The organism is Phyllobacterium pellucidum (assembly GCF_013327855.1).
Taxonomy (GTDB): domain Bacteria; phylum Pseudomonadota; class Alphaproteobacteria; order Rhizobiales; family Rhizobiaceae; genus Phyllobacterium; species Phyllobacterium pellucidum.
Genome location: NZ_JABUMX010000001.1, coordinates 1158464 through 1182963 on the forward strand (window position 1 = coordinate 1158464; position 24500 = coordinate 1182963).

Annotated in this window: 24 protein-coding genes, 1 other RNA gene and 1 pseudogene; 11 read left to right on the forward strand and 15 right to left on the reverse strand. The window is 59.4% G+C overall.

The features are described 5' to 3' along the window. Complete coding sequence (locus tag HQ945_RS05715; protein WP_162737103.1) at positions 1 to 1572, reverse strand: CHAD domain-containing protein; 1572 nt, start codon at positions 1570 to 1572, stop codon at positions 1 to 3. A 141-nt stretch (positions 1573 to 1713) separates the two neighbouring features. Here HQ945_RS05715 and HQ945_RS05720 point away from each other — a divergent pair, with 141 nt between their 5' ends. The 4 genes from HQ945_RS05720 to HQ945_RS05735 all read left to right on the forward strand — a co-directional run bounded on the left by HQ945_RS05720 (position 1714) and on the right by HQ945_RS05735 (position 6014). Next, the gene (locus HQ945_RS05720) at positions 1714 to 2637 is read left to right on the forward strand and encodes a bifunctional helix-turn-helix transcriptional regulator/GNAT family N-acetyltransferase (protein WP_113279755.1); all 924 of its coding nucleotides are present in this window, start codon (positions 1714 to 1716) and stop codon (positions 2635 to 2637) included. A gap of 153 nt (positions 2638 to 2790) precedes the next feature. Continuing rightward, positions 2791 to 3255 carry a MarR family winged helix-turn-helix transcriptional regulator gene (locus HQ945_RS05725; RefSeq protein WP_027230392.1) on the forward strand — a complete coding sequence of 155 codons (465 nt, stop codon included), beginning with the start codon at positions 2791 to 2793 and terminating at the stop codon, positions 3253 to 3255. After that, positions 3248 to 4468, forward strand: a complete 1221-nt coding sequence (locus HQ945_RS05730) for an HlyD family secretion protein (protein WP_113279754.1) — start codon at positions 3248 to 3250, stop codon at positions 4466 to 4468. The genes HQ945_RS05725 and HQ945_RS05730 overlap by 8 nt, the downstream gene beginning before the upstream one ends. Further along, a complete protein-coding gene (locus tag HQ945_RS05735) occupies positions 4461 to 6014 on the forward strand; it encodes a DHA2 family efflux MFS transporter permease subunit (protein ID WP_113279753.1) in 1554 nt (517 codons plus the stop codon). Before HQ945_RS05730 ends, HQ945_RS05735 begins: the two co-directional genes overlap by 8 nt. 25 nt (positions 6015 to 6039) lie before the next feature. Here HQ945_RS05735 and HQ945_RS05740 read toward each other — a convergent pair whose 3' ends face one another. Beyond that, positions 6040 to 7416, reverse strand: coding sequence for an FAD-containing oxidoreductase (locus tag HQ945_RS05740; RefSeq protein ID WP_113279842.1), 1377 nt, complete (start codon positions 7414 to 7416; stop codon positions 6040 to 6042). 208 nt (positions 7417 to 7624) lie between these two features. On the opposite strand from HQ945_RS05740, the gene HQ945_RS05745 reads away from it, so the two are divergent. Further along, complete coding sequence (locus HQ945_RS05745; protein WP_153666448.1) at positions 7625 to 7765, forward strand: hypothetical protein; 141 nt, start codon at positions 7625 to 7627, stop codon at positions 7763 to 7765. 4 nt (positions 7766 to 7769) lie between these two features. Here the strand turns inward: HQ945_RS05745 and HQ945_RS05750 are convergent, their stop codons facing one another. Continuing rightward, the gene (locus HQ945_RS05750; RefSeq protein ID WP_153666449.1) at positions 7770 to 7946 is read right to left on the reverse strand and encodes a hypothetical protein; all 177 of its coding nucleotides are present in this window, start codon (positions 7944 to 7946) and stop codon (positions 7770 to 7772) included. Positions 7947 to 8213: 267 nt separating this feature from the next. On the opposite strand from HQ945_RS05750, the gene HQ945_RS05755 reads away from it, so the two are divergent. The 3 genes from HQ945_RS05755 to HQ945_RS05765 all read left to right on the forward strand — a co-directional run bounded on the left by HQ945_RS05755 (position 8214) and on the right by HQ945_RS05765 (position 9891). Continuing rightward, positions 8214 to 9140: a transglutaminase-like domain-containing protein gene (locus HQ945_RS05755; protein WP_091921429.1), complete on the forward strand. Its 927-nt coding sequence runs from the start codon at positions 8214 to 8216 to the stop codon at positions 9138 to 9140. 171 nt (positions 9141 to 9311) lie between these two features. Beyond that, a complete protein-coding gene (locus tag HQ945_RS05760; RefSeq protein ID WP_153666450.1) occupies positions 9312 to 9596 on the forward strand; it encodes a hypothetical protein in 285 nt (94 codons plus the stop codon). Positions 9597 to 9702: 106 nt separating this feature from the next. Then, positions 9703 to 9891, forward strand: coding sequence for a hypothetical protein (locus HQ945_RS05765; protein ID WP_027230398.1), 189 nt, complete (start codon positions 9703 to 9705; stop codon positions 9889 to 9891). Positions 9892 to 9895: 4 nt separating this feature from the next. Here HQ945_RS05765 and HQ945_RS05770 read toward each other — a convergent pair whose 3' ends face one another. The 10 genes and pseudogenes from HQ945_RS05770 to ffs form a co-directional block, all read right to left on the reverse strand. Further along, entirely contained in the window at positions 9896 to 11008 is a 1113-nt protein-coding gene (locus HQ945_RS05770) for an extracellular solute-binding protein (RefSeq protein WP_174207881.1), read from the reverse strand. A gap of 20 nt (positions 11009 to 11028) precedes the next feature. Beyond that, complete coding sequence (locus HQ945_RS05775) at positions 11029 to 12189, reverse strand: CoA transferase (RefSeq protein WP_174207882.1); 1161 nt, start codon at positions 12187 to 12189, stop codon at positions 11029 to 11031. After that, positions 12186 to 12737, reverse strand: coding sequence for a MaoC family dehydratase (locus tag HQ945_RS05780; RefSeq protein WP_174207789.1), 552 nt, complete (start codon positions 12735 to 12737; stop codon positions 12186 to 12188). Before HQ945_RS05780 ends, HQ945_RS05775 begins: the two co-directional genes overlap by 4 nt. 113 nt (positions 12738 to 12850) lie before the next feature. Continuing rightward, positions 12851 to 13852 (reverse strand): glutathione S-transferase family protein, encoded by a 1002-nt coding sequence (locus tag HQ945_RS05785; protein ID WP_174207790.1) that lies wholly within the window; start codon positions 13850 to 13852, stop codon positions 12851 to 12853. Positions 13853 to 13959: 107 nt separating this feature from the next. After that, a complete protein-coding gene (gene ilvD, locus HQ945_RS05790; RefSeq protein ID WP_174207791.1) occupies positions 13960 to 15633 on the reverse strand; it encodes a dihydroxy-acid dehydratase in 1674 nt (557 codons plus the stop codon). 82 nt (positions 15634 to 15715) lie between these two features. Continuing rightward, positions 15716 to 16966: a lytic murein transglycosylase gene (locus tag HQ945_RS05795; protein WP_174207883.1), complete on the reverse strand. Its 1251-nt coding sequence runs from the start codon at positions 16964 to 16966 to the stop codon at positions 15716 to 15718. Positions 16967 to 16980: 14 nt separating this feature from the next. Then, on the reverse strand, positions 16981 to 17586 hold the full coding sequence (recR, locus tag HQ945_RS05800) for a recombination mediator RecR (RefSeq protein ID WP_027230405.1): 606 nt from the start codon (positions 17584 to 17586) through the stop codon (positions 16981 to 16983). A gap of 408 nt (positions 17587 to 17994) precedes the next feature. After that, the gene (locus HQ945_RS05805; protein ID WP_027230406.1) at positions 17995 to 18318 is read right to left on the reverse strand and encodes a YbaB/EbfC family nucleoid-associated protein; all 324 of its coding nucleotides are present in this window, start codon (positions 18316 to 18318) and stop codon (positions 17995 to 17997) included. 18 nt (positions 18319 to 18336) lie between these two features. After that, positions 18337 to 20190, reverse strand: a pseudogene (locus tag HQ945_RS05810) (DNA polymerase III subunit gamma/tau); the annotation flags it as partial. Between the two features lie 75 nt (positions 20191 to 20265). Continuing rightward, positions 20266 to 20362: signal recognition particle sRNA small type (gene ffs, locus HQ945_RS05815), an RNA gene on the reverse strand. A 69-nt stretch (positions 20363 to 20431) separates the two neighbouring features. Between ffs and HQ945_RS05820 the strand changes: the two genes are divergently transcribed. Both HQ945_RS05820 and nudC read left to right on the forward strand, forming a co-directional pair. Beyond that, positions 20432 to 20836 carry an HIT domain-containing protein gene (locus HQ945_RS05820; RefSeq protein ID WP_091921432.1) on the forward strand — a complete coding sequence of 135 codons (405 nt, stop codon included), beginning with the start codon at positions 20432 to 20434 and terminating at the stop codon, positions 20834 to 20836. Positions 20837 to 20890: 54 nt separating this feature from the next. After that, positions 20891 to 21817 carry an NAD(+) diphosphatase gene (gene nudC, locus HQ945_RS05825; protein ID WP_174207792.1) on the forward strand — a complete coding sequence of 309 codons (927 nt, stop codon included), beginning with the start codon at positions 20891 to 20893 and terminating at the stop codon, positions 21815 to 21817. 7 nt (positions 21818 to 21824) lie between these two features. On the opposite strand, the gene HQ945_RS05830 is transcribed toward nudC, so the two are convergent. After that, on the reverse strand, positions 21825 to 22688 hold the full coding sequence (locus HQ945_RS05830; protein ID WP_174207793.1) for a prephenate dehydratase: 864 nt from the start codon (positions 22686 to 22688) through the stop codon (positions 21825 to 21827). 2 nt (positions 22689 to 22690) lie between these two features. After that, positions 22691 to 23431 carry a 3-deoxy-manno-octulosonate cytidylyltransferase gene (locus HQ945_RS05835; protein WP_174207794.1) on the reverse strand — a complete coding sequence of 247 codons (741 nt, stop codon included), beginning with the start codon at positions 23429 to 23431 and terminating at the stop codon, positions 22691 to 22693. A 260-nt stretch (positions 23432 to 23691) separates the two neighbouring features. Here HQ945_RS05835 and HQ945_RS05840 point away from each other — a divergent pair, with 260 nt between their 5' ends. Then, positions 23692 to 24381: a c-type cytochrome gene (locus HQ945_RS05840; protein ID WP_027230411.1), complete on the forward strand. Its 690-nt coding sequence runs from the start codon at positions 23692 to 23694 to the stop codon at positions 24379 to 24381. Positions 24382 to 24500: the final 119 nt, after the last annotated feature.

Here is a 24500-nt window from a genome sequence, read left to right on the forward strand (position 1 = left end):
CTAATCCGAAAATAGCGGCTGGCGCTCGAAGTTTTTCCAATCGCTCAGCAATTGATCTGCCTTGCCGATTTGATAGCAGCGCTGCCAGCCTGCCACGGCACCAATCGCGCGGTGAACGCCGGGATCGGTCGTTGCCTCGGTGAGTTGGTGCAACAGTTCGCGTGACGTCGCGATATCGTTTTCGGCGCCAAGGGAATCCTGCAAATGCGAGAGGCGCTTCAGATACTTGCCCGTCGCTCCATGACCCGCATAGAGCGGCAGGAAGAACTCCAGCGCATAGCGCAGCTTTTTCAGCGTGATTCGCACTTTGTGTCTTTGCTCGGGCGCCAAATGGCGGAAATGACGGCCAAGCTTGAGCGCCTTGCGCTCGATGCGGCCAAGGACGCGCGCACCGAGCTTGCCCACCGGCTCCGACAGAACGCCAAGCGTGCCGGCGCTGATGTTATTGCGCCAGTTGCGCTGCTCGATCACGAGACCGAGTGAAAGCAGGAAGCGATTGACGACCGGCGAGGCGAGCACTTCACGCACCTTCACATAGGCCTCGTCCCTGAATGGGTACGCAGCCATCCTCAGGCCGGAAAAGTCGATATCTTCGAGTTCGGCCATCTCGAGGTTGGCGACGGTCGATGAGATGAACACCTCCCAGTTGCGGGCAGGTCCAAGATTGCTGGCAAGCTGCTTGGCTTCGGCTTCGAGTGCAGCCAGCGCCGGGGCACCGATTTCGTGGCGCAGCAGCCAAAGCAATGTGCGCAGCCGGCGCAGTCCCACCCGCAACTGATGGACGCCATCCGGCACTTCGGAGAGCTCGGCGGGAACGAGATTGGCGAGTATCTGCTGATGGCAATTGCCCAGGAGAGCGGCGATGGCATCGTCAACAATATCGTCGCGGCCAATTCCGGACTGCGTTGCCTTGAATGCCTTGGGCGTCTTGATGCAGGCGAGTGCATAGCCGCGATCCGATTTCGTCTGGACGCCGAGCCGGAGCGGCTCGGTTTCCATGAGGCTGAGGCCAAGTTCATAAAGCGCCGCCGGGCGCCCCTGCTTCAACTCAAGTTCCACTTCCGAGATCGGCTGCTGCCAGGCGCCTGCCTCGACTTTCCCGTCATCGAAGGCGACCTCGATCTGGGCGCCCGGAACATCGACCATGAGCGCGTGCCGCCGCACATTGGTGGCGAATGCAGGAAAGAGCGATTGCGGATCGAGCTTATCGAACGGGGCGCCGATTTCCAGAAGCGGCAATGAACCCAGATCGGGGGCCATCGCATGGACTGGCGATTCCCATTCGTGGCGCGACAGGGCTCCGTTGGAAGCCGTGCGCTTGACCGTCTGGGTAAAGCTCCGGCCGGTGCGCCTGACGCGTAGCGTCAGTCCCGCGTCGAACAATGCATGATCTGGCGTGTCGAAGTAGATCGCTTCGAGCCGGCGGATGATCCCCTTGTTCCGCGCGGAAAGGCGCTGCAAGGCACTTTCGCGGAAGGCAGCGAATCGTTCGACTGCCACAAGCAGCTTCAATTCGGTCTCGACCGGCGGCTTCTGCTCACTGGTCCAAGGTTTATCGGTGATTGTTTCCACGCTTGCCACTTTCACGCCTTTTGGACCGAAACTAAACATATCACCGGTTGAACGACAATGCCGCATACCTCCGGTTGCAACTCACTTGCCTAAAGCCGACGACCCATTATATGTTGTCACCGACAACATTGAGGTCCAACCATGAATGCCATCGAAGAATTCCGACAGTTCAACCGATTTTTCACCAAGGAGATCGGCCTTCTCGACAAGCACCTGCTGGCCAGCGATTATACGCTCGCCGAGGCGCGCGTGCTTTACGAACTCGCCAATAATGGCGAGCAGACCGCGGCAGAGCTCGGTCGCAGCCTGGGTATGGACAAGGCGCACCTCAGCCGGATCGTCGCCCGATTTGCCAAGCGCAAGCTCATTGGTGTGCGCGTCAGTCCCGCACACGGCAAGCACCGCTTGATCGCTTTGACTCCGGCAGGAAAGAAAGCGTTCGCCGCGCTGGACCTCGGCTCGCAACAACAGATCGAAGGGCTGCTGGCGCCACTCGCTGCGGACGCGCGCACGCAGCTCGTCGCCGCGATGCGCCATATTCATGCGCTTCTCGATCGGAGCGAGGCTGAGCGAAATGCCGTTACATACCGTAGCCTGCGGCCGGGCGATATCGGCTGGATCATCCACCGGCAGATGGCGCTTTATCATGCCGAGTATGGCTGGGACTGGACCTATGAGGGGCTTGTCTGCGACATCCTCGGCAAGTTCGTCGCGCATTTCGATCCGGAGCGGGAGGCTGCGTGGGTGGCCGAACATAATGGCGCGATCGCCGGGTCGATCTTCCTCGTCAAAGGCGATGAAGAAGGCGTTGCCAAGCTGCGGCTGCTGTATGTCGAACCTTCCGCACGTGGCTTGGGCATTGGCCGCGAACTCGTAGCGAAATGCACTGAGGAGGCGCGGGCAAAGGGATACCGCCAACTCAAGCTCTGGACCAACGACGTACTGGTTTCAGCACGCCGCATCTATGAAGCTGCCGGCTTCCGGTTGATCAATGAGGAGAAGCACCATTCGTTCGGCCACGACCTTATCGGGCAGACATGGCTGCTGGAACTCCACCAGGACTGACCGTCCACCCGAGTCCCCGGCTGGCTTTCACAACAAATTGAGGGCAAAGCCCAAATTTTTGCAGGCTGAGGCAAGCTGTCATCTTTTTATTGCCTAGCATCATTGTTATATGCACCAATGTAATAAGCACCCTTATGAAATGCTTTCACACCCATGAACAACACAAAGACCCTTGGCTTCCTGCTGCACGACGTCGCGCGCCTGCTACGCAAGCGCTTCGAACAGCGTGCGAAGCATCTCGGATTGACGCGGTCGCAGTGGCAGACGCTGGCATACCTTGCCAATAATGAAGGTATCCACCAGGCAGGCCTTGCCGAGATACTCGAAATCGAACCGATCACGCTTGTCCGCATTCTTGACAAGCTGGAAGAGCGCGGCCTGGTCGAGCGCCGCCGGCATCCGACGGATCGGCGCATATGGCTGCTCTTCCTGCGCGACGAGACCCGCCCGCTTCTCGCCGACATGCGCGTGATTGGTGAAGCCACGCGCGGCGAGGCACTCGCCGGCGTTTCGGTGGAAGACCGCGATCACCTCATCCGCACCCTTACCCTTATGAAGACGAACTTGATCGACGCATGCCAGACGCCGGTCGATGACAGAGAGAAAAATCATGGCTGATGGTTCACCTTCCATGCGCATTCCCGCCAATTCGGATCAGGCCCCTGCTCCTTCACAGCGCAGCGAGACTGTCCTTGAAAAGCGCGACACGACAATCGAGACGCCAGCAATCCCGGTGACCAAGGAAGCGCCGCCAGCACCGGCCCGGCCGCGCCGCAGCCTGAAGCGGCCGCTCCTGTTCGCGGTGCTGCCGCTCGCATTGATCGTCGGCGGCTACTTCTACGTTACCGGCGGCCAGGTCATGTCCACGGACAATGCCTATGTGCAGGCCGATATGGTCGGCGTCTCCACCGATGTTTCCGGGATGGTGCAGTCGATCGAGGTCCACGACAATCAGGTGGTCAAACAGGGCGACGTGCTCTTCCGGCTCGATCCAAGCGCCTATGAAATCGCCCTTGCGGGCGCGAAGGCTCAGCTTGGTGTCGTCCGCAACCAGATCCTGAACCTCGAGGCGAGCTACAAGCAATCGCTCGCCGAAATCACTCAGGCGGAAGCCGACATCCCCTTCTACAACAAGACGCTGCAGCGGCAGCAGGATTTGACCGCAACGGCGGCGGTCTCCAAAGCTGCCTACGACCAGGCCAAGCACGACCTCGACGCCGCCCAGCAGAAAGTGGACGTCGCCAAGGCGGAAGCTGCTGCTACGCTGGCACAACTCGGCAATGACCCGAACCAACCAGTCGAACAGAATCCGTCCTATCTTCAGGCTCAGTCGGCTGTGGACAATGCCCAGCGCAACCTCGACCGCACCATCGTCCGCGCGCCGTTTGACGGTATAGTCACCAATGTTTCCGCGCTGCAGGTCGGCGCCTATCTGCAGGCATCGCAGGCCGGGTTCAGCCTGGTCTCGACCACGCATATGTGGGTTGCGGCCAGCCCGAAGGAAACCGAACTCACCTATGTTCGCGAGGGGCAGCCGGTGACGATCAGTGTCGACACCTATCCGGGCGTAGAGTGGAAGGGCAAGGTTGCCAGCATCAGCCCGGCATCGGGTTCGAGCTTCTCGCTTCTGCCTGCCCAGAATACTTCGGGCAACTGGGTGAAGGTCGTCCAGCGCATTCCCATGCTCGTCAGTATCGACGATCTTTCCGGCAAGCCGCCGCTGCGCGTCGGCATGAGCGTCACCGCTGACGTCGAAACCGGCCACGCCCGCGGCATGCCTAAATTCATCTCAGATCTCTTTGGGGGCTTTGGTAGCAAGAGCCATGGCTAACACTGTCGCGCTTTCAGGTCCGGCCCCCGTGGTGGCGAACCGCGGGGCAATCACGGCCTGCGTTATCCTCGCCGTCATCATGCAGGCGCTGGATACGACGATCGCCAACGTTGCGCTGCCCTATATCCAGGGCAGCGTCTCGGCGAGCGCCGACCAGATCAATTGGGTTTTGACGTCCTATATCGTCGCCGCCGCCATCATGACGCCGCCCTCAGGGTTCCTCGCGGCACGCTTCGGCCGCAAGAATGTGCTCCTGACGGCGATTGTCGGCTTCGTCGTTGCGTCGGTCCTGTGCGGGCTCGCTCAGACGCTGCCGCAGATTGTGGTCTTCCGCCTGATGCAGGGCCTGTTTGGCGCGGCGCTGGTGCCGCTCTCCCAAGGCATTCTCCTCGACATTTACGAAGTGCACGAGCGCGGCAAGGCGATGGCACTCTTCGGCGTCTCGGTCATGGTCGGTCCAGTGCTTGGCCCCGTCATCGGCGGCTGGCTCACCGACAATATCAGCTGGCGCTGGGTGTTCTATATCAACGTGCCCATCGGTATGCTCGCCTTCTTCGGTATTGTCGCCTTCGTCTCCGAGACCAAGCGCGACATCGGCGCCAAGCTCGACTGGTTCGGCTTCGGCATGCTCAGCCTTGCGATTGCCACGCTGCAGCTTTTCCTCGACCGCGGCGAGCAGCTGAACTGGTTCTCCTCCGGTGAAATCCAGGTTGAGGCGCTGATCAGCGCCGGCGCCTTTTATCTTTTGCTCGTGCATACGTTCACGGCGAAGAATTCCTTCGTCAATCCGCGCCTTTTCCTCGACCGGAACTTCTCCGTCAGCATGTTCTTCATCTTCGTCATCGGCGTCACCTACCTCGCTTCGCTCGCCCTGATGACGCCCTATCTGCAGACGCTGATGGGTTATCCCGTCATTACCGCCGGTATCGTCATGGGCCCGCGCGGCGTCGGCACTATGATTTCGATGTTCATCGTCGGGCGCCTCATCGGCAAGATCGACACGCGTGCGTTGCTGATCTTCGGCTTTTCGCTCACCGCCTGGGCAATGTACGACATGACCGGCTGGACACCCGACATTTCACAATGGACGATCATTTCGGTCGGCTTCATCCAGGGTGCCGGGCTTGGCTTCCTTTTCGTGCCCTTGACGACGATCGCCTTTGCCACCCTGCCCGCCCATATGCGCGGCGAGGGCACGGGTCTCTATAACCTATCGCGAAATATCGGATCGAGCGTCGGCATCGCCATTGTCTCGGCGCTGTTGACGGAGAACGTCCAGATCAACCACGCCTCCATCGCCGCCTATGTGACGCCGTTCAATCATGCCTTCAATGCACCGGCCGTGATGCAGCATCTCGACCCGATGAAAGCCGCCGGCCGCGCCGCGCTTGACGGCATGATCACCGAGCAGGCGACGATCATCGCCTATATCGATGATTTCAAGCTGTTGATGATCATGTCGATCATCTCCATTCCGCTGGTAATGCTGCTGCGCAAGCCCGGTTCGGATGCGGCCCCGCCGGACCACAGCGCCGTCATGGAATGACCTTGCCGAAGCTGCAGATGCCCTATCAAGCAGGCTTCAGGTCGCCAAGCAGTGTCGGAATGAGCTCCGACACTGTTGGATGGATCGGCACCGACCATTTCAGCTGCGGATAGCCGACATCGGCATTCATCGTGTCGAGTATACCGTGTATCGCTTCGTCGCCGCTGGTGCCGAGAATCGCCGCGCCAAGAATCTTTTGCGTTTCGGCGTCCGCTATCACTTTCATGAAGCCCAGCGTTTCATCCCTTTCTACAGCGCGCCCAACACGCGTCATCGGACGCTTTGATACGAGGATGGGTCGGCCAGACGCGCGGGCCTGGCTCTCGGTCACGCCGACGCGGCCAAGCGGCGGATCGATATAAAGTGCATAACCTGGAATACGCTCGCTGACCTTCCGGTTCTCACCGTCCAAAAGATTGGCCGCGACGATTTCATAGTCATTATAGGCCGTGTGGGTAAACGCTCCGCGTCCGTTGCAATCGCCGAGCGCCCAGATGCCATCGACGTTTGTCGCAAGATGATCATCGACCTTGATAAAGCCGCGCTCGTCCAAGGCGACGCCCGCCTTGTCGAGGGCAAGGTCATCCGTGTTGGGACGGCGGCCGATTGCCATCAGCACGTGCGACCCAACGACGCTCGGCGCGCCATTTGTGCAATCCACGCCGACCTCGACGCCGTTCGGATGCGGCTTGAACGATATGCACTCCGCATTGAGCCGCATGGCGATGCCTTCGGCCTCGAGAATATCCTTGATGGCGTCGGAGATGTCCTCGTCCTCGCGGCTGACAAGGCGCGGTCCCTTTTCGACCACCGTCACCTCGGCGCCAAATCGGCGGTACATTTGCGCAAATTCGAGGCCGATATAGCTGCCGCCAACGACGACCAGATGTTCGGGCACCTCATCCAGTTGAAGGATCGAGGTGTTGGTAAGGTACTCGATATCGTTGATCCCCGGCATGTCGGGAATGTTCGCCCGCCCGCCCACATTGAGGAAGATGCGGGGCGCCGTATACGTCTCGCTGCCGATTGCGATTTCGTGTGGAGCAGTGAAGCGCGCGTGGCCCTCGATCACCGTACAGTTTTCCATGCCGCGCAACCATTTTTCGACGCCGGTGCGCGCGTTGTAGGAGACCGTGTCGGCTCGCTGCTTCACCCGCTTCATATCGATACCAACTTCGGCGCCGACCAATATGCCAAAGTCGGAGGCGCGTCGGGCAAGGTGGGCAGCGTAAGCGCTGGCCACGAGGGTTTTGGTCGGCATGCACCCGGTGTTGACGCAGGTGCCGCCAAACAGCTTGCGTTCGACCATCAGCACTTTCATGCCGGCTCCGGTGAGCTGGCCGACAAGCGATGGGCCAGCTTGTCCTGCCCCGATGACGATGGCGTCGAATGGCTTGCTCATGCCGGAACCTCCCTTGCCTGTGTGCTTCAAAAGCGATGGATCATACAATTTTGCGCGAAGCATAGATCAGCGGCGTTTCAGCGTCACGTGCGGTGCGCGCAACGGGGGAAGAATTCGGCAATCATTTGAACCGCCAGGTGAATGGATGGTTCAGCCAGCGTTCAGATGCCCTTGTCTATTTTCAAGAGGTCACTGGGGAAATTTTGTCATGCTTGTTCAACGTCTTGGCATCGTATTTGCCATTTTCCTTGTCTTCGCATTGGGGTTTGGCAGCTTTATCAATTACACGAAATCGGGGCGCATCGCCCATCCGGACATGCACGGCAACCTGGTCTATCGTCAGGGGTAAGCGATCAGCTGCGTTTCTTGTTGCGGGTTTCGGCGATGTCGAGTTGTTCCAGCAAGTCCAGGAATTGCTTGGGCATCTTCTTTTCGACCCTGGCGGCGCTGGTGGTGCGGATAGCGTGCTGGAATTCCGGGCGCTGAAGCTGGTCGCGGACGACGCTTGCCGTAGGATGAGGCTTAGCCACTCGTTTTCCAGTCATAATACTTCCAATCGGCTCTGAAGCTGGCGCCATCATTTTCACTCCATGCTTCGACATCCATGACCCTATAAAGGGGTCGGAAGGCTTTTGTTTCAAATCCTATGGGTCTATGGTCAATAAATGCTGAATATGACCGGCGGGACCGGAATCCGAGCCGCATTCGCTCTTCAGCTTGCCATCGTATTTTAATGATTGGACGCGGAACTCTAACGGAAAAGCGGCGTTGTCCTCCAAACATTAAAGGATATGCCAATGTTGATACGTGTCGGTTATGAGATTGCCATTAGGTGCAACCAGCCCACTCCAATGACCACCTATCTCAATCTCGAATCGGCGCGGACTGCCGACATCAAGTGCGAGAATGGACCGGTGGCCAGCCCGGATCTGAAGCTTGAAAAATTCAAGGATCTGTTTGGCAATACCGCTATCCGCCTTCTCGCTCCGGCTGGAAATCTCACCTTGACTTATGATGCCGTGGTCAAGGACGACGGCCTCCCGGATCCGGTTCATGAAGATGCTGCCGAGATCACGGTCGACAAGCTTCCGACCGAATGCCTCGCCTACCTTTCCGCTAGCCGCTATTGTGAGACGGACGAACTGAGCCAGCTTGCGTGGAACCTTTTCGGCCATATAAAGCCGGGCTGGACCCGCGTTCAGTCGATCTGCGACTACGTCAACCAGCGGCTCACCTTCAGCTATGGCTTTGCCCGCTCGACACGCACCGCGGCCCAGGCACATGAGGAACGGGTTGGCGTTTGCCGTGACTTCGCCCATCTTGCCGTTGCGCTTTGCCGCTGCATGAATATTCCGGCACGATACGTGAACGGCTATATGGGCGATATCGGCGTGCCGGCCGACCCGGCGCCAATGGATTTCAACGCCTGGATCGAGGTTTTCCTCGGCGACAGGTGGCACACGTTCGACGCCCGTCACAACCAGCGTCGCATCGGGCGCATCGTGGTCGCGCGCGGCCGCGACGCCGCCGATATTCCGTTGATCCATACGTTCGGACCGCATGAGTTGACCAATTTCAAGGTCTGGACGTTCGAGGAGCACGACCCTTCCTTCAACCGCCAGCGCTTCGATAAAGTGTCGTTGCTGACCCCATGGTTCAGCCCGCGCTGGTCGCGCCTGTCGCGTGCCATCCGTGAGCGCAGCGAAGCCGAGCCGACGCTTTAGCGTCGGTTCCCCTTGTAATCAATTCGATTGAATGAGCGCGTCTGCCACATTTCGCAGCGCGCATTTCATTGCTGCTCTGCGGTAAGCCCTTTAAATGACCTGAAAATCCGTTTCGATTTGCCATGCCACAATCCAGCGATTACGATTCTCGCCGTCGCTGGAGCAATAATAATGAAGAGGAACACCTCCATGGCTTTCGATAACCCTCTGAATCCAATGTACTCTCAAGATGACTGGGACATCATGCAAGCAGCCTACGACAAGGCCGCTGCGACGCTCGTGGTCAAGTCCAGTTCGGATGAAGAGGCGAAGGTCATTGCCGAAACCGTAATGACGGCTTTCAACCGCGGCAATCGCGATATCAATTCGCTTGCCGCGCTGGCGGTTGTGATTGCGGTGAACTCGCATCCAACGGTCAGCGGGACCAAGGATGGCACCGAGCAGCGCGTCGCATAATGCCTTCAAGCCCACCTTGGGTAGAGGGCGCTACTAATTGCAACTTTGACTTTCAACGCAGTTTCCGGCTATCAGGCTGCGAGGAATCTTGCAGCCGAGGCCGAGAATGAAATTCATGACCCTTGCCACTTTGCTCAGCAGTCTCGTCTTGAGCGCCTGCGGCGGTGGAACCTATGCGTCCTGGTCGCCGCGGCCGCCGGATGTGGCCCAGTCAAGCCCGGTCGATTGCCAGCGCGGCATCGGCATCTGCCCTGGCGCATACGGGCGCGCCGGCCAAATGCGCCGGAACATGTAGCCCCTTAAGCCGAGAAGCTCTCCCGGAACAGTCGGTTCAGATCCGCCACGAAGGCTGCCGCCTCATGTCCATTCATGAGCCCCGCATTGATCCGGTCGGACGCCTTCTGCTGAAAAGCCATGTAGCCATTGTGCCGGGGCCTGACCCAGGCGGTCTCGAGCGTCTTTCGGGTTGCGGCATAAAAATCGGTCGTTGCGGCATTTACCGCAGCATCCTCCCAGGCCGCGGCGTGGCCCGGTTGCCCGCCGGCCGCGGCATAGGGACCGCGCTGAACGTCGCCGCTTGCGATCCAATAGGCAAAGTCGCTCGCGGCATCGCGATGCGCAGAAAATGCGGAAACAGCAATGCCGGTACCGCCAAGCGCTGATCCAATAGGACCATTTCCACCCGCATCTGCGATGTCGGCGAAAGCAATCAGCGAGGGCCTGAAACCTTCGATCGCATAACTGACATAGCCGTAAATCAATGGCGAACATGCAATGTCCGCCTCCAGTAGCGCCATCCGTTCGAGTACCGCGATCGGATCCATATCGAAGCAGGCGGGATCGATCAGCGCTGAAATCTCGCGCATCATCTCGAATGTCCTGGCACCCGCCTCTGGTGCTACGAGGTCACCGAATGTGGTCGCGCAAGGTGAACCCAGATTGGCGCAGAACGTATAGTACGTCATCAGCGTATGCGGCGGTCGCAGCGGCAGCAGCACCTTGCCTTCGCGGGCGAGCCGCATCACCTCTGCCCATGTCGTTGGCGGCCGCTCGAGCAGGTCCGGGCGCCACGCCAGAACCTGGCTCGCCGTATCGATCGGGAACGCCCATTGGCGATCCTGCCAGCAATAGCTCTGGTAGGATTGTCCGACGCTGCCGGCAATGAGCGCGTCCCGCTCAGCCTGACGGCCCGAAACATCCAGCGGGTGGAGGCAGTTCTCCGCGGTGATCTGCCCGACATGCGGATGGTCGATCACGATCAGATCGTAGGCGCGGGCAAGCTCATCCACGGGAAAGGATTCGAAATCCTGCAGCGAGCGTTTTTCCCACTCGACGGTTACGCCGGACTTCTCCTTCCAGAGCTGCGAGCAAGCCACCATCGGGTCATAGCCGCGCGGATGGCTCCACGTCATCCCCTTGAGAACAATGTCGCTCACAGCCCGAATTCCTTGCGAATGCGGTCGCTATGCTCACCGATCCGTGGCGCAGCCCGATCGAACTTGGCGCGCTTGCCATTGACGCGGATCGGCGATCTCGTTGTCTCGATCGACACATTGTCGTCGCGCTCGACCGTTTGCAGCATGTCGAGCACCTTGAACCCTTCGCTTTGCAGGAGTTCTTCCCAGTTCAGCACCTTGGCGCACCATATATCCGCAGGTTCGAGGATGGCGAGCCAGTAGTCGGTTGGCTCGCTCGCCAGCTTCTCCGCGATAATGCATTTGATCGCATCACGTGCCGTAAACCAGGTTGCAGGTTGATCGCGGTAGGGAGCAAGCGCATCGAGACCAAGGAGATCCGCGAGCTTGGGCAAAGGTGTCATGGCGAGCGCGAGATAGCTGTCTTTTGTCTGATAGACGCCATAGGGTGCCGAGAGATAGGCGTGCGCGCTGCGGAAATCGGAGCGTTTCGGCAATCGCCGCCCATCATTGAGGTGTGTCGTCAGCACCTCGAACTGGAAATCGATCAATGATTCCATCAGGCTCGTCTCGATATGGGCGCCTTGGCCGCTGATCCCCCGCCGCACGAGGGCCGCGAGTATGCCCTGCACGATCGCCGCCCCCGCAAGCATGTCGCCGACGGCGAGGCCGAAGGGCACAGGCCCCTGGCTTTCATCGCCGTTGAGCCACATCAGGCCGGAACGCGACTGGGCCAATAGGTCCTGACCCGGACGCGAGACCCACGGTCCCTCCTCGCCGTAACCGCTGATGCTGGCATAGACCAGACGTGGGTTGATCGCCTTTACTGCCTCATAATCAAGGCCCAGCCGCTGGATGACGCCGGGCCTGAAGTTCTGGATGAGCACATCGGCACGCGCGAGCAACGCCTTCAGCGCCTTAAGGTCAGCCTCGTTCTTCAAATCGATCGCGAGGCTTTCCTTGGCGCGGTTGATTGCATGGAAAATCGTCGAATCCCCGCCGATTTCGGTGTCGCTGAGATAAAGGCGCCGTGAAAGGTCGCCCCCATCGGGCCGCTCGATCTTGATGACACGCGCGCCAAGATCCATCAGGCGCAGGGAGGCATAGGGTCCCGACAGAAACTGGCTCATATCGACGACAAGCAGGCCTGTCAGGGGCAATTCGTTCGCAGTCATTATTTTTCGGTCTTTCCAACAAAATCAGCAGGATTCTTGTATTTCACCGTTTGCAGGTGTTCGCAGTAGAGGACGAGCTCGCCCTCATTCTTGAAGACTTCATAGCTGGCGCGGATAAGGCCAAGGTCCTTGTAGCGCGGCCGTTTGTCGAGGTTGGTGCGGATCGTATAGATCGTGTCGTTCAGGAAGACGGGCTTGATAAACCGCAGCTTGTCATAGCCGTAAGAAAAAGCGTTGACGCAATTGGTGGCTACCAGACCGAGGCCAGCGGAAAAGACGAAGGCACCTGCGACCAGACGCTTGCCGAACATGCCCTCGCTTTCCGCGAACATCTGGTCCTGGACATAGGGATGGATGTCGGTGACGAGGACGTTGAAGAGGTGGCTGTCGCTTTCGGATATTGTCCTCCGCAGCGATCGTATCTTCTGACCAACAGGCCAATCCTCATAATACCAGTTTTCCGCGTTCCATACGGGCAGCGCTGCATGGGCCTCCGGCATGTTTCTTGGATGCGTCGAGGAAACACCGACTGTCGACGTAAGGCCGGTCATTGCCGCACGCTTTCCACGTGCGGATTGCTCAAGCTGCGTTCCATAACTGCCTCCCACATCTTCTCTTGTGAATAATATTTTCACATATGGGTGGAAATGGCAAGCGGTCTGGCTTACGATCCTTTGAAAATGCCCTTGCCCAAAAGGTGCTCGCGGTCGTGCGGCGCATCGAAGTTCTGGTCCGGTCCAAGCGGAACAATGAGTGTCGGGTTGATGTGGGCAATCGAATAGTAGCCGGCCTTGATGTGGTCGATCTTCACAGTCGTGCGCACGTCCTGCCATTGGTAAAGTTCGCGCATATAGTTGGAAAGGTTGTGGTAATCGGCAATCCGGCGGATGTTGCACTTGAAGATGCCATGATAGGCAGCGTCAAACCGCACAAGCGTTACAAACAGGCGCCAATCCGCTTCAGTGAGATATTGCCCGGCGAGATAGCGATGATCGGCAAGATGCGCCTCGATCTTGTCGAGGGCCTTGAACACGCTTCTGGCGGCATCTTCATAAGCCGACTGCGATTTGGCAAAGCCGGCGCGATAGACGCCATTATTGACATTGTCATAGACGAGCCCGTTCCAGCGGTCGATTTCCGCGCGGAGAGGTTCGGGATAGAAATCCTGGTGGTCGCCGGTAAGTTCGTTGAATGCCGTATTGAGGATGCGGATAATGTCGGCTGACTCGTTATTCACGATCCGCGCTTCCTTGCGGTCCCAAAGCACCGGAACGGAAACCTTGCCGGTATAGTTGGGCTCGCTCGCCGTATAGAGCTGGTGCAGATCGCGAATGGGCGGCGCCTTCGGCCCTGCGTCCTGCGGGTCCGCGAAGGTCCAGCCATTTTCGCCAATTGCCGGCTCCGCGACGGACATGCGGATGATTTCGCGCAAGCCCTTCAAACTGCGGAAGATCAGTGTGCGCGACGCCCAGGGGCAGAGGTAAGAGACAAAAAGCTGATAGCGTCCGGGTTCGGCAGGCAGACCGGGTTGGCCGGACGGACCCGGCGCGCCATCCGGCGTAATCCAGCTATGGAAATGGGTCGCCTCGCGATGGAACGCGCCATCCTTCATTTCGCTGGCGGCAACGTCGCCCTTGACCCATTCTCCATTCACCAATGCCGGCATGTGCTAAATCCTGGTCTTCTGTTGAAAAGACCAAGATTGCACGTCGCGCATGCGTTTCCTACCGGCGCCGCTTTGACAGACTGTATTCCGCCAAGGAACAGTGGCTGCTAACCGGTTACCGCGCCTTCGCTTGCCGATTTCGCCAACTGTGCGAATTTGGCGAGGACACCGCGCGTATAACGCGGCGGTGGCTGCTTCCAGTTGCTGCGCCGGCGTTCGATCTCGTCGTCGCTGACCTCGAGTTGCAGCAACTGCTTATGCGCATCGATCGTGATAGTGTCGCCTTCCTCGACAAGCGCGATGGTGCCGCCTTCGAAGGCTTCCGGCGTCACATGCCCGACCACCATGCCCCAGGTTCCGCCCGAAAACCGCCCATCCGTAATGAAACCAACGCTTTCTCCGAGGCCCCGACCGATGATTGCCGATGTGGGTGCCAGCATTTCCGGCATGCCTGGACCGCCGCGCGGGCCAAGGTAGCGCAGCACAAGGACATCGCCCGGTTTGATTTTGTCGGAGAGTATGGCGTCCATCGCCGATTGCTCGTCGTCGAACACCCGTGCAGGTCCCTCGATGACGGGATTTTTCAGCCCAGTGATCTTGGCGACCGCTCCGCCCGTTGCAAGGTTGCCCTTGAGGATCGCAAGATGGCCCTCACTGTAGAGTGCCTTGGCGATCGGCCGGATGATGTCCTGGCCCTCGGGGGGCGCGTCCGGAACATTGGCGAGTTCCTCGGCCAATGTGCGCCCCGTGATGGTCAGGCACTCGCCGTGCAACAGGCCGGCATTCAGCAACAGCTTCAGGACCTGCGGTATGCCGCCGGCCTTGTGCAGGTCGACCGCCATGTACTGGCCGGAGGGACGCAGGTTGCACAGGACCGGAACCTTGCGGCGCACGCGCTCGAAATCGTCGAGCGTCCATTCGACTTCCGCAGCATGGGCAATGGCAAGAAAATGCAGGACGCCATTGGTGGAACCGCCTGTCGCCATGATCAGTGCGACCGCATTTTCGATGGACTTGCGGGTGATGATGTCGCGAGGGCGAATATTCTTGCGCACCGCCTCGATGAGCACCCGCGCTGATTCCGCCGTGCTGTCGATCTTCTCCGCGTCGGGATTCGCCATGGTCGATGAATACATCAGTGACATGCCGAGCGCCTCGAAGGCCGAACTCATTGTGTTGGCCGTATACATGCCGCCGCATGAGCCCGTCGACGGGCAGGCATGACGCTCTATGCCCTCGAAATCCTCCTCGCTCATCTTGCCGGCCATGTATGAGCCCACCGCCTCGAAGGCCGAGACGATGGAAAGATCCTTGCCCTTCCATCTGCCGGGCTTGATCGTACCGCCATAGACATAGATTGCCGGGACATTGGTGCGGGCAATGGCAATCATGCCGCCCGGCATGTTCTTGTCGCAGCCGCCGATGACGAGCACGCCATCCATCCACTGGCCGTTGACGCACGTCTCGATGCAGTCGGCGATAACCTCGCGCGATATCAGCGAATATTTCATCCCCTCGGTGCCCATGGCCATGCCGTCGGAAATGGTCGGCGTGCCGAACAGTTGCGGATTGCCGCCTGCCGCCTTTACTGCGGCGACGGCCGCATCGGCGAGCGGCTGGAGGCCGGCATTGCAGGGCGTGATGGTCGAATGGCCATTGGCGATGCCGATCATCGGCTTGGCGAAGTCTGATTTTTCATAGCCGAGCGCATAATACATCGCGCGATTGGGCGACCGCGCTATGCCCTCGGTGATGTGCTTGGAACGCTCATTGGCTGCCATTGCCGCACCTCCTGTTCAGGCAAGCGATTTGACGCTCCTTGAGGACGGCTGTCAAACGGCAGACCGGCAATGTGCGATGGCATTAGCGGATCGCAGCAACCAGCGCCTTGTCGGGGAAGCATGTGGCCGCCATGCCCTGCTTCGATTGCCAATCGCCAATCGAGCGGCGCGTCTTGAACCCTGGAAATCCGTCGGCGCCGCCAGCGTCGTAGCCCTTTTTCTCCAGCGCCCGTTGCAGGGCCACAATGTCGGACCGGTAGAGCCCGCCGACATCGCCCCACCCTGCGGTAAAGTTCGCGGCGCCATTCGCGATGCGGTCGCTTACATGGCCGATGAACAGCGCATAGAGATCGCTCATATTGTACTCCTTGAGTACGTAGAAATTCTTCGTGACGATGAATGCAGGGCCGTGCCTTCCGGCCGGCATCAGCAGAAACCCTTCGCCCTTGGCCTCCGCCGCAGGAAATGGCCTGCCATTGACACGCTTGATGCCAAGCTTTCCCCAGGTGCTGAAGGGCTTGCCCTGGTCGGGACCTTCCAGTGCGCAACTGACACTCTCGGGGACGGTCACCTCATAGCCCCAGTCACGACCACGCTGCCAGCCATATTGGGCAAGGTAGTGCGCGATCGAACCCAGCGTATCGGGCACCGAGTTCCAGATGTCGCGCTTGCCGTCGCCATCGAAATCAACGGCATGCTCGAGGTAGGACGTCGGCATGAATTGCGGCTGCCCGAGAGCGCCTGCCCAGGAACTCTTCATGCTGCCGGCGCCAATATAGCCTTTCTCGACAATTTCAAGCGCAGCAAGCAGCTCCTTGCGGAACATGTCCTTGCGCGTTGCGAGGAAGGTCTTGGTCCCCAGGACGGCAAAGGCATTATACGGAATCTTGACGCTGCCAAAGCCGCTTTCGCGGCCCCATATGGCGAGGACAATCTCGCCGGGCACGCCGTATGTCTTTTCGACCGACTGCAATATCCGTGCATATTGGCCAGCACGCGCCGTCCCGCCGGAAGTTACGTTGTTGACGGTCTTGTCGTTGAAGTACTTTCCGGGGGAGCCGAATTCGCTCTGTGCCTGTTTTTGCGGTGTCTGCGGCTTCTCGCCGGGCATGACAAGATCAGGCAGATCGAAGTTAAGCGTCACGCCTTTGAGGGCCTCGTCAAATGTCGCCCTTGATATCCCCTTGGCCTTGGCTTCCGGCCATAGATCGTTGTCCAGCCATTGTTGGAACTGCGCTTCGACCTGGGGCCTGGACGCAGCGAGGCTTGCCGGCGTGTAAAGCATGACGATCAGTCCGATCAGCGCCCAGAGGGCATTCATCCATGGGCGCATGATCAAGTCGTCTCCTATAGCGACGTTCGGGCCCGCAAGGCGGCGGCCAGGGTTCCTTCATCAAGGTAATCGAGTTCGCCGCCCACCGGAACACCGTGGGCAAGACGGGTAATCCGCACATCGAAGCCGGCCAGTTGATCGGTGATGTAATGGGCGGTGGTCTGTCCCTCTACCGTGGCATTGACGGCGAGGATGACTTCCTTGATTTCGCCCTCAGCGACCCGCCCGACAAGCGAGGCGATGTTGAGATCATCGGGGCCAATACCATCAAGTGGGGACAGCCGTCCGCCGAGCACGTGGTATCGCACGTTCATCGAACCCGCCCGCTCGAGCGCCCAGAGGTCGGAGACGTCTTCGACGACGATTAGCGTCGAGCGTTCCCGACGCGGATCGGTGCAGATCATGCATGGATCGGCGGTATCGACATTGCCGCAGGTCGAGCAGACACGCACCTTTTCGGCGGCGTCCTGCATCGCCGAACCCAACGGGATGAGCAAGGCTTCCTTCTTCTTGATGAGATGCAGCGCCGCCCTGCGCGCCGATCGTGGCCCTAGCCCCGGCACCTTGGCGAGGAGCTGGATCAGGCGTTCGATTTCGGGACCGGCGATTCGTTTCGACATAGCGTCGGTTTAGAGCAATTTGACGATTTATGGAATTGGCGGGCGCACAACCTCGACGGCCGGAATGCCAAAAGCGATACAACCCTGCATTCGTTGCCATCTCGAAATTACACCACGATGATGCCGCGGTTCGAAGGCGAAAGCAGCAGCGCCGCACCAGCCGGCGCATCGGGAGAATGGGCTCCCCGACTGCGGCAACAGCCTTGCTTTCGAACTTGGAGTGAAACGATGCGGAAATTTCCGTGGAGTATCAGCCTTATCATGAAGAAAACCCGGACGAACTGGTCATGGACCGTCCGGGTTCAATTCAGATAAGAAACGGGGACGGGCGAAAGCTCGTTCCCACTCCAAACTCAATATAGCTGAGTTGATCTCGCTTTCCAATAAGCTTCCAGTTGTAGACTACGCTTAGAAGGGAAGCTTGAAACCGGGAGGTATCGGAAGCCCGGCCGTCAAAGCCTGCGTCTTTTCAGCCATGATCGCCTCGACTTTCGACTTTGCCTCATTGTGCGCGGCAATGATGAGGTCTTCGATGACTTCGATATCGTCTTCCTTGAAAAGGGACGGATCGATGCTGAGCGCCGTCATCGCGCCCTTGCCCGAAAGCTTGACGGTGACAAGGCCGCCGCCAGCATGACCTTCGGCCTCCAGAGCCGCGATCTCTTCCTGCATGGCGGCCATCTTGGCCTGCATTTCCTTGGCCTGCTTCATCATGCCCATAATGTCACGCATGGGGAAAACTCCTGTTCGTCAATCGTCTTCTTCGACCGGTGCGAGTGTATCATCTCCCGCTGCGACGGCATCATCCATCTGTCCGGCCGGGGCCGTAATGCGCACGTTGATGATCTTGGCGCCCGGAAATTTTGCAAGGATCGCGGCGACATCCGGGTCCGAGCGCGCATCGCTGAGCAGCGTATCGCGTTTGGCCGTTTCTGTCTCGTTGACCGTAGCGTTTCCCGGTTCCCGCGACAACGAGACCATCCAGCGAATACCGGTCCATTCGCTGAGCTTTTGCGAAAGATCCGTCAGCAAGGACTTTGGAGCGTTTTCGGTCAGGTTGATTTCGAGCCGCCCGGGCTTCATGCTGACAAGCCGTACGCAATTCTTGACCATGATCTTGAATTGCATGTCGCGGTGCTTGTCGGCAAGCGCCACGATATCTTCGATGTTTTCAACGGGTACGGCTGGAGACTGCGGCTGCTCGACAACCAATGGAGGAGCGACGCTCGGTTCGGACTTCGGCGCAGGCTCGACAAGACGCATCGTCGCGCCGCCATTGGACGTGACGACACCACGTTGCGTTGCCATCGCATCCACCTGGCCTGCGCGCGCGGTCGGCGCACCACCATTTCCCGGACGTGATCCATCGCTGCGATTCGGCGATGCCGGAACGCCGCCGTCCTCAAGGGACTTCAGCGCCTCGTCGAGTGTCGGAAGATCGGCGGCATGGGCAATGCGGATCAGCAACATCTCCGCCGCCTGCACTGGACGGCTTGATTCCTCGACCTCGGTGATCCCTTTCAGCAGCATCTGCCAGGTACGCGAGAGGACGCGGATCGACAGCTTTTCGGCAAAATCCCTGCCACGCAGCCTCTCGTCTTCCGAAAGCGAAATGTCGTCGGCGACATCGGGCGTGAACCGTATGCGCGTTACCAGGTGATTGAAATCGGCAAGGTCCGTCAGCACCACGGCAGGATCGGCGCCGACATCATACTGGGCACGAAATTCCCTTAGTGCCGAAGCGACGTCGCCGCGCATCAGCATTTCGAAGAGATCGATGATGCGGGCGCGATCGGCAAGGCCGAGCATCGAACGCACTGCTTCCGCCTCGACACGGCCCGCACCATGGGCAATGGCCTGATCGAAGATCGACAATGAATCGCGCACCGAACCCTCGCCGGCACGCGCGATCATGCTGAGCGAAACGTCATCGACGGCAATCGATTCAAGGTCGGCGATTTTCTGCAGGTGGCGAACGAGGACGCTGGTATCGATGCGCCGAAGATCGAACCGCTGACAGCGCGAAAGCACGGTAATCGGCACTTTGCGAATTTCAGTCGTTGCAAAAATGAACTTCACATGCGGCGGCGGTTCTTCAAGCGTCTTCAACAGGCCATTGAAGGCCTGGTTCGACAGCATGTGCACTTCGTCGATGATATAGACCTTGTAGCGCGCCGAGACCGGGCGATAGCGCACCTGCTCGATGATCTCACGAATGTCGTCGATGCCCGTGTGCGACGCCGCGTCCATCTCGATGACATCGACGTGACGGCCTTCCATGATCGCCTGGCAATGTTCGCCCGGAACGGTGAGGTCTATCGTCGGCTTGTCGATATCGGCAGTCTGGTAGTTGAGTGCACGCGCCAGAATGCGCGCCGTCGTCGTCTTGCCAACGCCGCGTACACCGGTGAGCATCCAGGCCTGGGCAATACGCCCCGTCTCGAACGCATTGGTCAGCGTGCGGACCATCGGCTCCTGGCCGATCAGATCGTTGAAATTCTGCGGGCGGTATTTGCGGGCGAGCACGCGATAGGCGCTGTCTGGCGTTCTTGTATCCATCGCGTCCTGTTTGGCTCCTGCGCTAAGGCTCCCGACCCTTGCCCTTCACGAAGTCTAACCGCATGCGCCGCAGCGTCAATGCCGCGGACGGCTTTGACACAGGCAAGGTGACAGGAAAAGGTGGGAGGCTGGCACGGCGACCCGTGCCTGGCTCGTTGGGGCTGCTTCCTTCCGGACCTGACCCGGTTGGCGAGTGGCTCGTCCACCACCAACCTCCCGAGGCTCATATCGTCAATCCGCGCGCAAAAAGCAAGCGAAACCGCGAAAAAACTGTTATCTCTTATCGATCATGACTTTTGTTCTGGATAACAAACTTGCAGCAGACACCTATTCAATTGCAAGGCTGGGCCTCTGCGATCTGCGCCTTATGAATGACCGCCGCTGGCCGTGGCTCATCCTCGTGCCGCAGCGGCCGGGGATATGCGAGATTCATGAATTGACCCCGCTCGACCAGACCATTCTGACTTTCGAGGCTGGCATTGCCGCGCAAGCCCTGAAATCGGTCGTGAATTGCGAAAAGATCAACACCGGCGCGCTCGGCAATATCGTGCGTCAACTGCATCTTCATGTGATTGCCCGCAACAGTGGCGATCCCGCCTGGCCCGGCCCGGTCTGGGGTCATGGCACTCGTGAGCCCTACGGCGAAAAAGATGCCCGGGCCTTTGCCAGCGCCATACTCAACGCTATTTAATCCGTCAACATCATCAATGCCCTGTCCCCCGGGTCCGTTTCTGGAGCTCCAAGCATGTCGTTTCGCCTTTTCGATGTCCCGGAAAAGGAACCCAGCCATTTCGTCGGATTTGCCGGCAACCGGATCAACCGCCACGCTGAAAAGCGCAGCGACGACGCCGTCGATGTTGCGCTAGCCAATGCCGATGCACGGATGCTCCTGATCGGGCAAGGTAAGGTGTTGGTGGCTGACGGCAATGCTTTCTTTACGCTAAAGGACGCAGCGCCTTTTCTGCCTGCGCGGTCTTCCACGGTTTATCTCGGCCTGCAGGACGACGCGCCCATTCTTGCTGCACCGAGCGCTTTTGATTTTTCTGCGCTGCCTGGGGCAGTCCAGGCAATCGACTACCGCTCCGTTTATACGCAGGGCATCATCCCGCCCGACCAGCTCGGCGCGATGGCCCAGGCGGTTTCGCTCCTGACCTGGAACGAGAATAACAAGTACTGCGGGCGCTGCGGCACAAAGACCCTGATGCGCGACGGCGGCTACCGGCGAACCTGCCCCAACTGCGAGGCGCAACACTTTCCCCGGACCGATCCCGTGGCGATCATGATGGTGGTGCGTGGCGACAAGTGCCTCCTGGCGCGCGGGCCGCATTTTGGTCCGGGCATGTATTCCTGCCTGGCCGGCTTTATTGAACCTGGCGAGACGATCGAAAATGCCGTGCGACGCGAAACCTTCGAAGAAACGAACCTCAAGATCGGCCGGGTGCTGTATCACGCGAGCCAGCCCTGGCCATTTCCCTACTCCCTGATGATCGGCTGTCATGCCGAGGCGCTTTCGGATGACTTTATCCTTGACCGGGCCGAGCTGGAGGACGGGCGCTGGTTCTCACGCGACGCGGTGGTGTCGATGCTCGACCGGACCCATCCGGACGGCCTGATCACCCCTCCTCCCGGCGCCATCGCCGCTCATCTCATTCGCAGCTGGGTGGAAGGTTGAGGGTACGCTACTCTTCCTCGGCCTGCGAACTGCGGAAGGTGGTGTCGGCCGGATAGACACCGAGGATGCGGACTTCCTTCGAGAAGAATTCGAGCTCATCGAGCGCATGTGCCACGTTCTTGTCGTCCGGATGACCCTCGATATCCGCGTAAAACTGCGTCGCGGTGAACTTTCCGTCGATCTGGTAGCTTTCGAGCTTCGTCATGTTGACGCCGTTCGTCGCAAATCCGCCCATGGCCTTGTAAAGCGCCGCGGGCACGTTGCGCACGCGGAAGACGAAAGTCGTCATCATCAGTTCATCAGAGCCCCGCGGGGCCCATTTCTTGGTCTTGTTGAGAACGACGAAGCGCGTGACGTTATTTTCCGTGTCCTCCACATCCTCTTCGAGAATATCGAGGCCGTACAAAGAGGCGGCGAGGCGGGGGGCGAGCGCCGCCATCGTCTTGTCCTTGACATCGGCAACGAGCCGGGCTGCGCCGGCCGTGTCGCCGGCGATCACCGGCTTCCAGCTGTTCTTGCGGATGTATTTCCGGCACTGGCCGAGCGCATGGATATGACTGTGCACGGAAGTGATGTCGCTGCGCTTGGTGCCGGGCAACACCATCAATTGAAAATGAATGGGCAGGAAGTATTCGCCGACGATGTGCAGCCGCGATTCCGGCAGGAGGTGATGGATATCGGCGACGCGCCCCGCGATCGTGTTTTCGATCGGAATCATCGCAAGGTCGGCGGCACCGCTCTCGACTGCATTGAACGCATCTTCAAAAGTCGGGCATGGCAGTGGTTCCATGTCGGGAAACATGTTGCGGCAGGCCGTATCGGAATTTGCGCCGGGTTCGCCCTGGAACGAGATGCGGTTGGTCGTTGCCATTATTATCTGCCTTTTGAGGAAGTAAGGATTTCTCGCGCCCGTTCGAGATCTTCCGGCGTATCGACGCCGAGCGGCACCGAATCGACGATCTCGACGTCAATGCGCATGCCCGCTTCGAGCGCGCGCAGCTGTTCAAGGCGTTCCCGGCGCTCCAGAGACGAAGGCCCGAGGCTCACAAACCGCTCGAGCGCAGCTCTCCGGTAAGCGTAGAGCCCAATGTGATGGTAGAGCGGCCCCTCACCCCACGGCGCTGTTGCGCGGGTGAAATAGAGGGCCCGCATCTGGTCGGGACCAATCGGCGAACCGATGATCTTGACCACGTTCGGATTGGTCTTCTCGTCCTCGCGGCGGATTTCGACGCCGAGCGTCGCGATATCGGCGGGGCCGGACTGCAGGGGCTTGAGCGAGCGCCTGATGATATCGGCCTCGATGGTCGGAAGATCGCCCTGGACATTGACAACTGCATCGACGCTGCCGTCAGGGTCGAGTGCGAGAAGCGCCTCGTGGATGCGATCCGAACCCGATTCGTGGTCGGCCCGCGTCATGATCGCCTCGATGCCGTGCGCTTCTATGGCCGATTTGACGTCGGGACTATCTGTCGCAACGACGGTTCGCCCGAGACCGGCGGCGATCGCGCGCTCGGCGACATGCACGATCATCGGCTTTCCCGCAATATCGGCCAGTGGCTTGTTGGGCAGCCGGGTCGAGGCCATCCGGGCAGGGATCAGGGTCAATATTTTCATCGTTGCACACGGTCTAAGGTGTCAAAAAGTCTCAGGCAGAAGCGCCCTTATATGTGTTGCAAGTCTTCAGCAAAAGACCTAGTTTCCGCGCGATCACGAGGGGACTCTTGTCAAGAAATGCAGCGCACTGCATTGACCAGATATTGAGAACCTCCGCAAGTGTGCTGAACATCGAGCCCTGCAATTGCTCCAGGCAAGCGTCAGAGTGGACTTGATATTGAGCGCACTTGAACAGGACACAAGTGGAGCACTGATCGACGATGGAATCGACCCCGTTCAACAAATATGCCATGGCGTTTCTGGCAACCGTGTTCGTTGTCATGACGGCAGGTATCCTGTCCGATTCTATTTTCGACTCGCATGCGCCAGAAAAGCCCGGCTTCATCATCCAGGCCGCCGAGGCCGGTGGTGAAGGCGAAGCCGGCGCTGCTGCACCCGCTGCAGAAGCCGTGCCGATCGCGACGCTGCTGGCTTCAGCTGATGCAACCCGCGGCGAAGCCGTTTTCAAGCGCTGCGCTGCCTGCCACACCGGCGAAAAGGGTGGCCCGAACAAGGTCGGTCCGAACCTCTGGGACATCGTCGATCGCCCGATCGCGACACATGAAGGCTTCAGCTATTCCTCGGCCATCAAGGATTTCTCCAAGGGCGGACAGGAAAAGTGGACTTTCGACCATCTCAACCACTTCCTGACATCGCCGAAGGGCTACATCAAGGGCACGGCAATGGGCTTTGCCGGCGACAAGAAGGATAATGAGCGCGCCGACCTCATTGCCTATCTGCGCACGCTGTCCGACAGTCCGAAGCCGCTTCCGACCGCTGATGCCGCACCTGCAGGCGGCGATGCCGCCAAGCCTGCCGACGCAGCAGCACCTGCCGCTCCTGCCGCGCCCGCTGCGGAGAAGCCGGCCGACGGCGCTGCTCCCGCTGCTCCGGAAGCACCGAAGAACTAAATCCGTCACAATTGCTTTAAAAAAGCCGGGCCTGCGCCCGGCTTTTTTGCATCAACTGCGCGTGTTTTTAACGTGAAGGCCTGTTCTCTGCCGCAATTTCTCTTAGAATTGTGACTGTA

What these genes read in the sequence shown, in the direction of transcription:
- HQ945_RS05720 (WP_113279755.1), top strand. Translation starts at nt 1,714, where the DNA reads ATGAATGCCATCGAAGAATTCCGACAGTTCAACCGATTTTTCACCAAG.
- HQ945_RS05725 (WP_027230392.1), top strand. Translation starts at nt 2,791, where the DNA reads ATGAACAACACAAAGACCCTTGGCTTCCTGCTGCACGACGTCGCGCGC.
- HQ945_RS05730 (WP_113279754.1), top strand. Translation starts at nt 3,248, where the DNA reads ATGGCTGATGGTTCACCTTCCATGCGCATTCCCGCCAATTCGGATCAG.
- HQ945_RS05735 (WP_113279753.1), top strand. Translation starts at nt 4,461, where the DNA reads ATGGCTAACACTGTCGCGCTTTCAGGTCCGGCCCCCGTGGTGGCGAAC.
- HQ945_RS05740 (WP_113279842.1), bottom strand. Translation starts at nt 7,416, where the DNA reads ATGAGCAAGCCATTCGACGCCATCGTCATCGGGGCAGGACAAGCTGGC.
- HQ945_RS05745 (WP_153666448.1), top strand. Translation starts at nt 7,625, where the DNA reads ATGCTTGTTCAACGTCTTGGCATCGTATTTGCCATTTTCCTTGTCTTC.
- HQ945_RS05755 (WP_091921429.1), top strand. Translation starts at nt 8,214, where the DNA reads ATGTTGATACGTGTCGGTTATGAGATTGCCATTAGGTGCAACCAGCCC.
- HQ945_RS05760 (WP_153666450.1), top strand. Translation starts at nt 9,312, where the DNA reads ATGAAGAGGAACACCTCCATGGCTTTCGATAACCCTCTGAATCCAATG.
- HQ945_RS05765 (WP_027230398.1), top strand. Translation starts at nt 9,703, where the DNA reads ATGAAATTCATGACCCTTGCCACTTTGCTCAGCAGTCTCGTCTTGAGC.
- HQ945_RS05770 (WP_174207881.1), bottom strand. Translation starts at nt 11,008, where the DNA reads ATGACGTGGAGCCATCCGCGCGGCTATGACCCGATGGTGGCTTGCTCG.
- HQ945_RS05780 (WP_174207789.1), bottom strand. Translation starts at nt 12,737, where the DNA reads ATGACCGGCCTTACGTCGACAGTCGGTGTTTCCTCGACGCATCCAAGA.
- HQ945_RS05785 (WP_174207790.1), bottom strand. Translation starts at nt 13,852, where the DNA reads ATGCCGGCATTGGTGAATGGAGAATGGGTCAAGGGCGACGTTGCCGCC.
- ilvD (WP_174207791.1), bottom strand. Translation starts at nt 15,633, where the DNA reads ATGGCAGCCAATGAGCGTTCCAAGCACATCACCGAGGGCATAGCGCGG.
- HQ945_RS05795 (WP_174207883.1), bottom strand. Translation starts at nt 16,966, where the DNA reads ATGCGCCCATGGATGAATGCCCTCTGGGCGCTGATCGGACTGATCGTC.
- recR (WP_027230405.1), bottom strand. Translation starts at nt 17,586, where the DNA reads ATGTCGAAACGAATCGCCGGTCCCGAAATCGAACGCCTGATCCAGCTC.
- HQ945_RS05805 (WP_027230406.1), bottom strand. Translation starts at nt 18,318, where the DNA reads ATGCGTGACATTATGGGCATGATGAAGCAGGCCAAGGAAATGCAGGCC.
- nudC (WP_174207792.1), top strand. Translation starts at nt 20,891, where the DNA reads ATGTCGTTTCGCCTTTTCGATGTCCCGGAAAAGGAACCCAGCCATTTC.
- HQ945_RS05830 (WP_174207793.1), bottom strand. Translation starts at nt 22,688, where the DNA reads ATGGCAACGACCAACCGCATCTCGTTCCAGGGCGAACCCGGCGCAAAT.
- HQ945_RS05835 (WP_174207794.1), bottom strand. Translation starts at nt 23,431, where the DNA reads ATGAAAATATTGACCCTGATCCCTGCCCGGATGGCCTCGACCCGGCTG.
- HQ945_RS05840 (WP_027230411.1), top strand. Translation starts at nt 23,692, where the DNA reads ATGGAATCGACCCCGTTCAACAAATATGCCATGGCGTTTCTGGCAACC.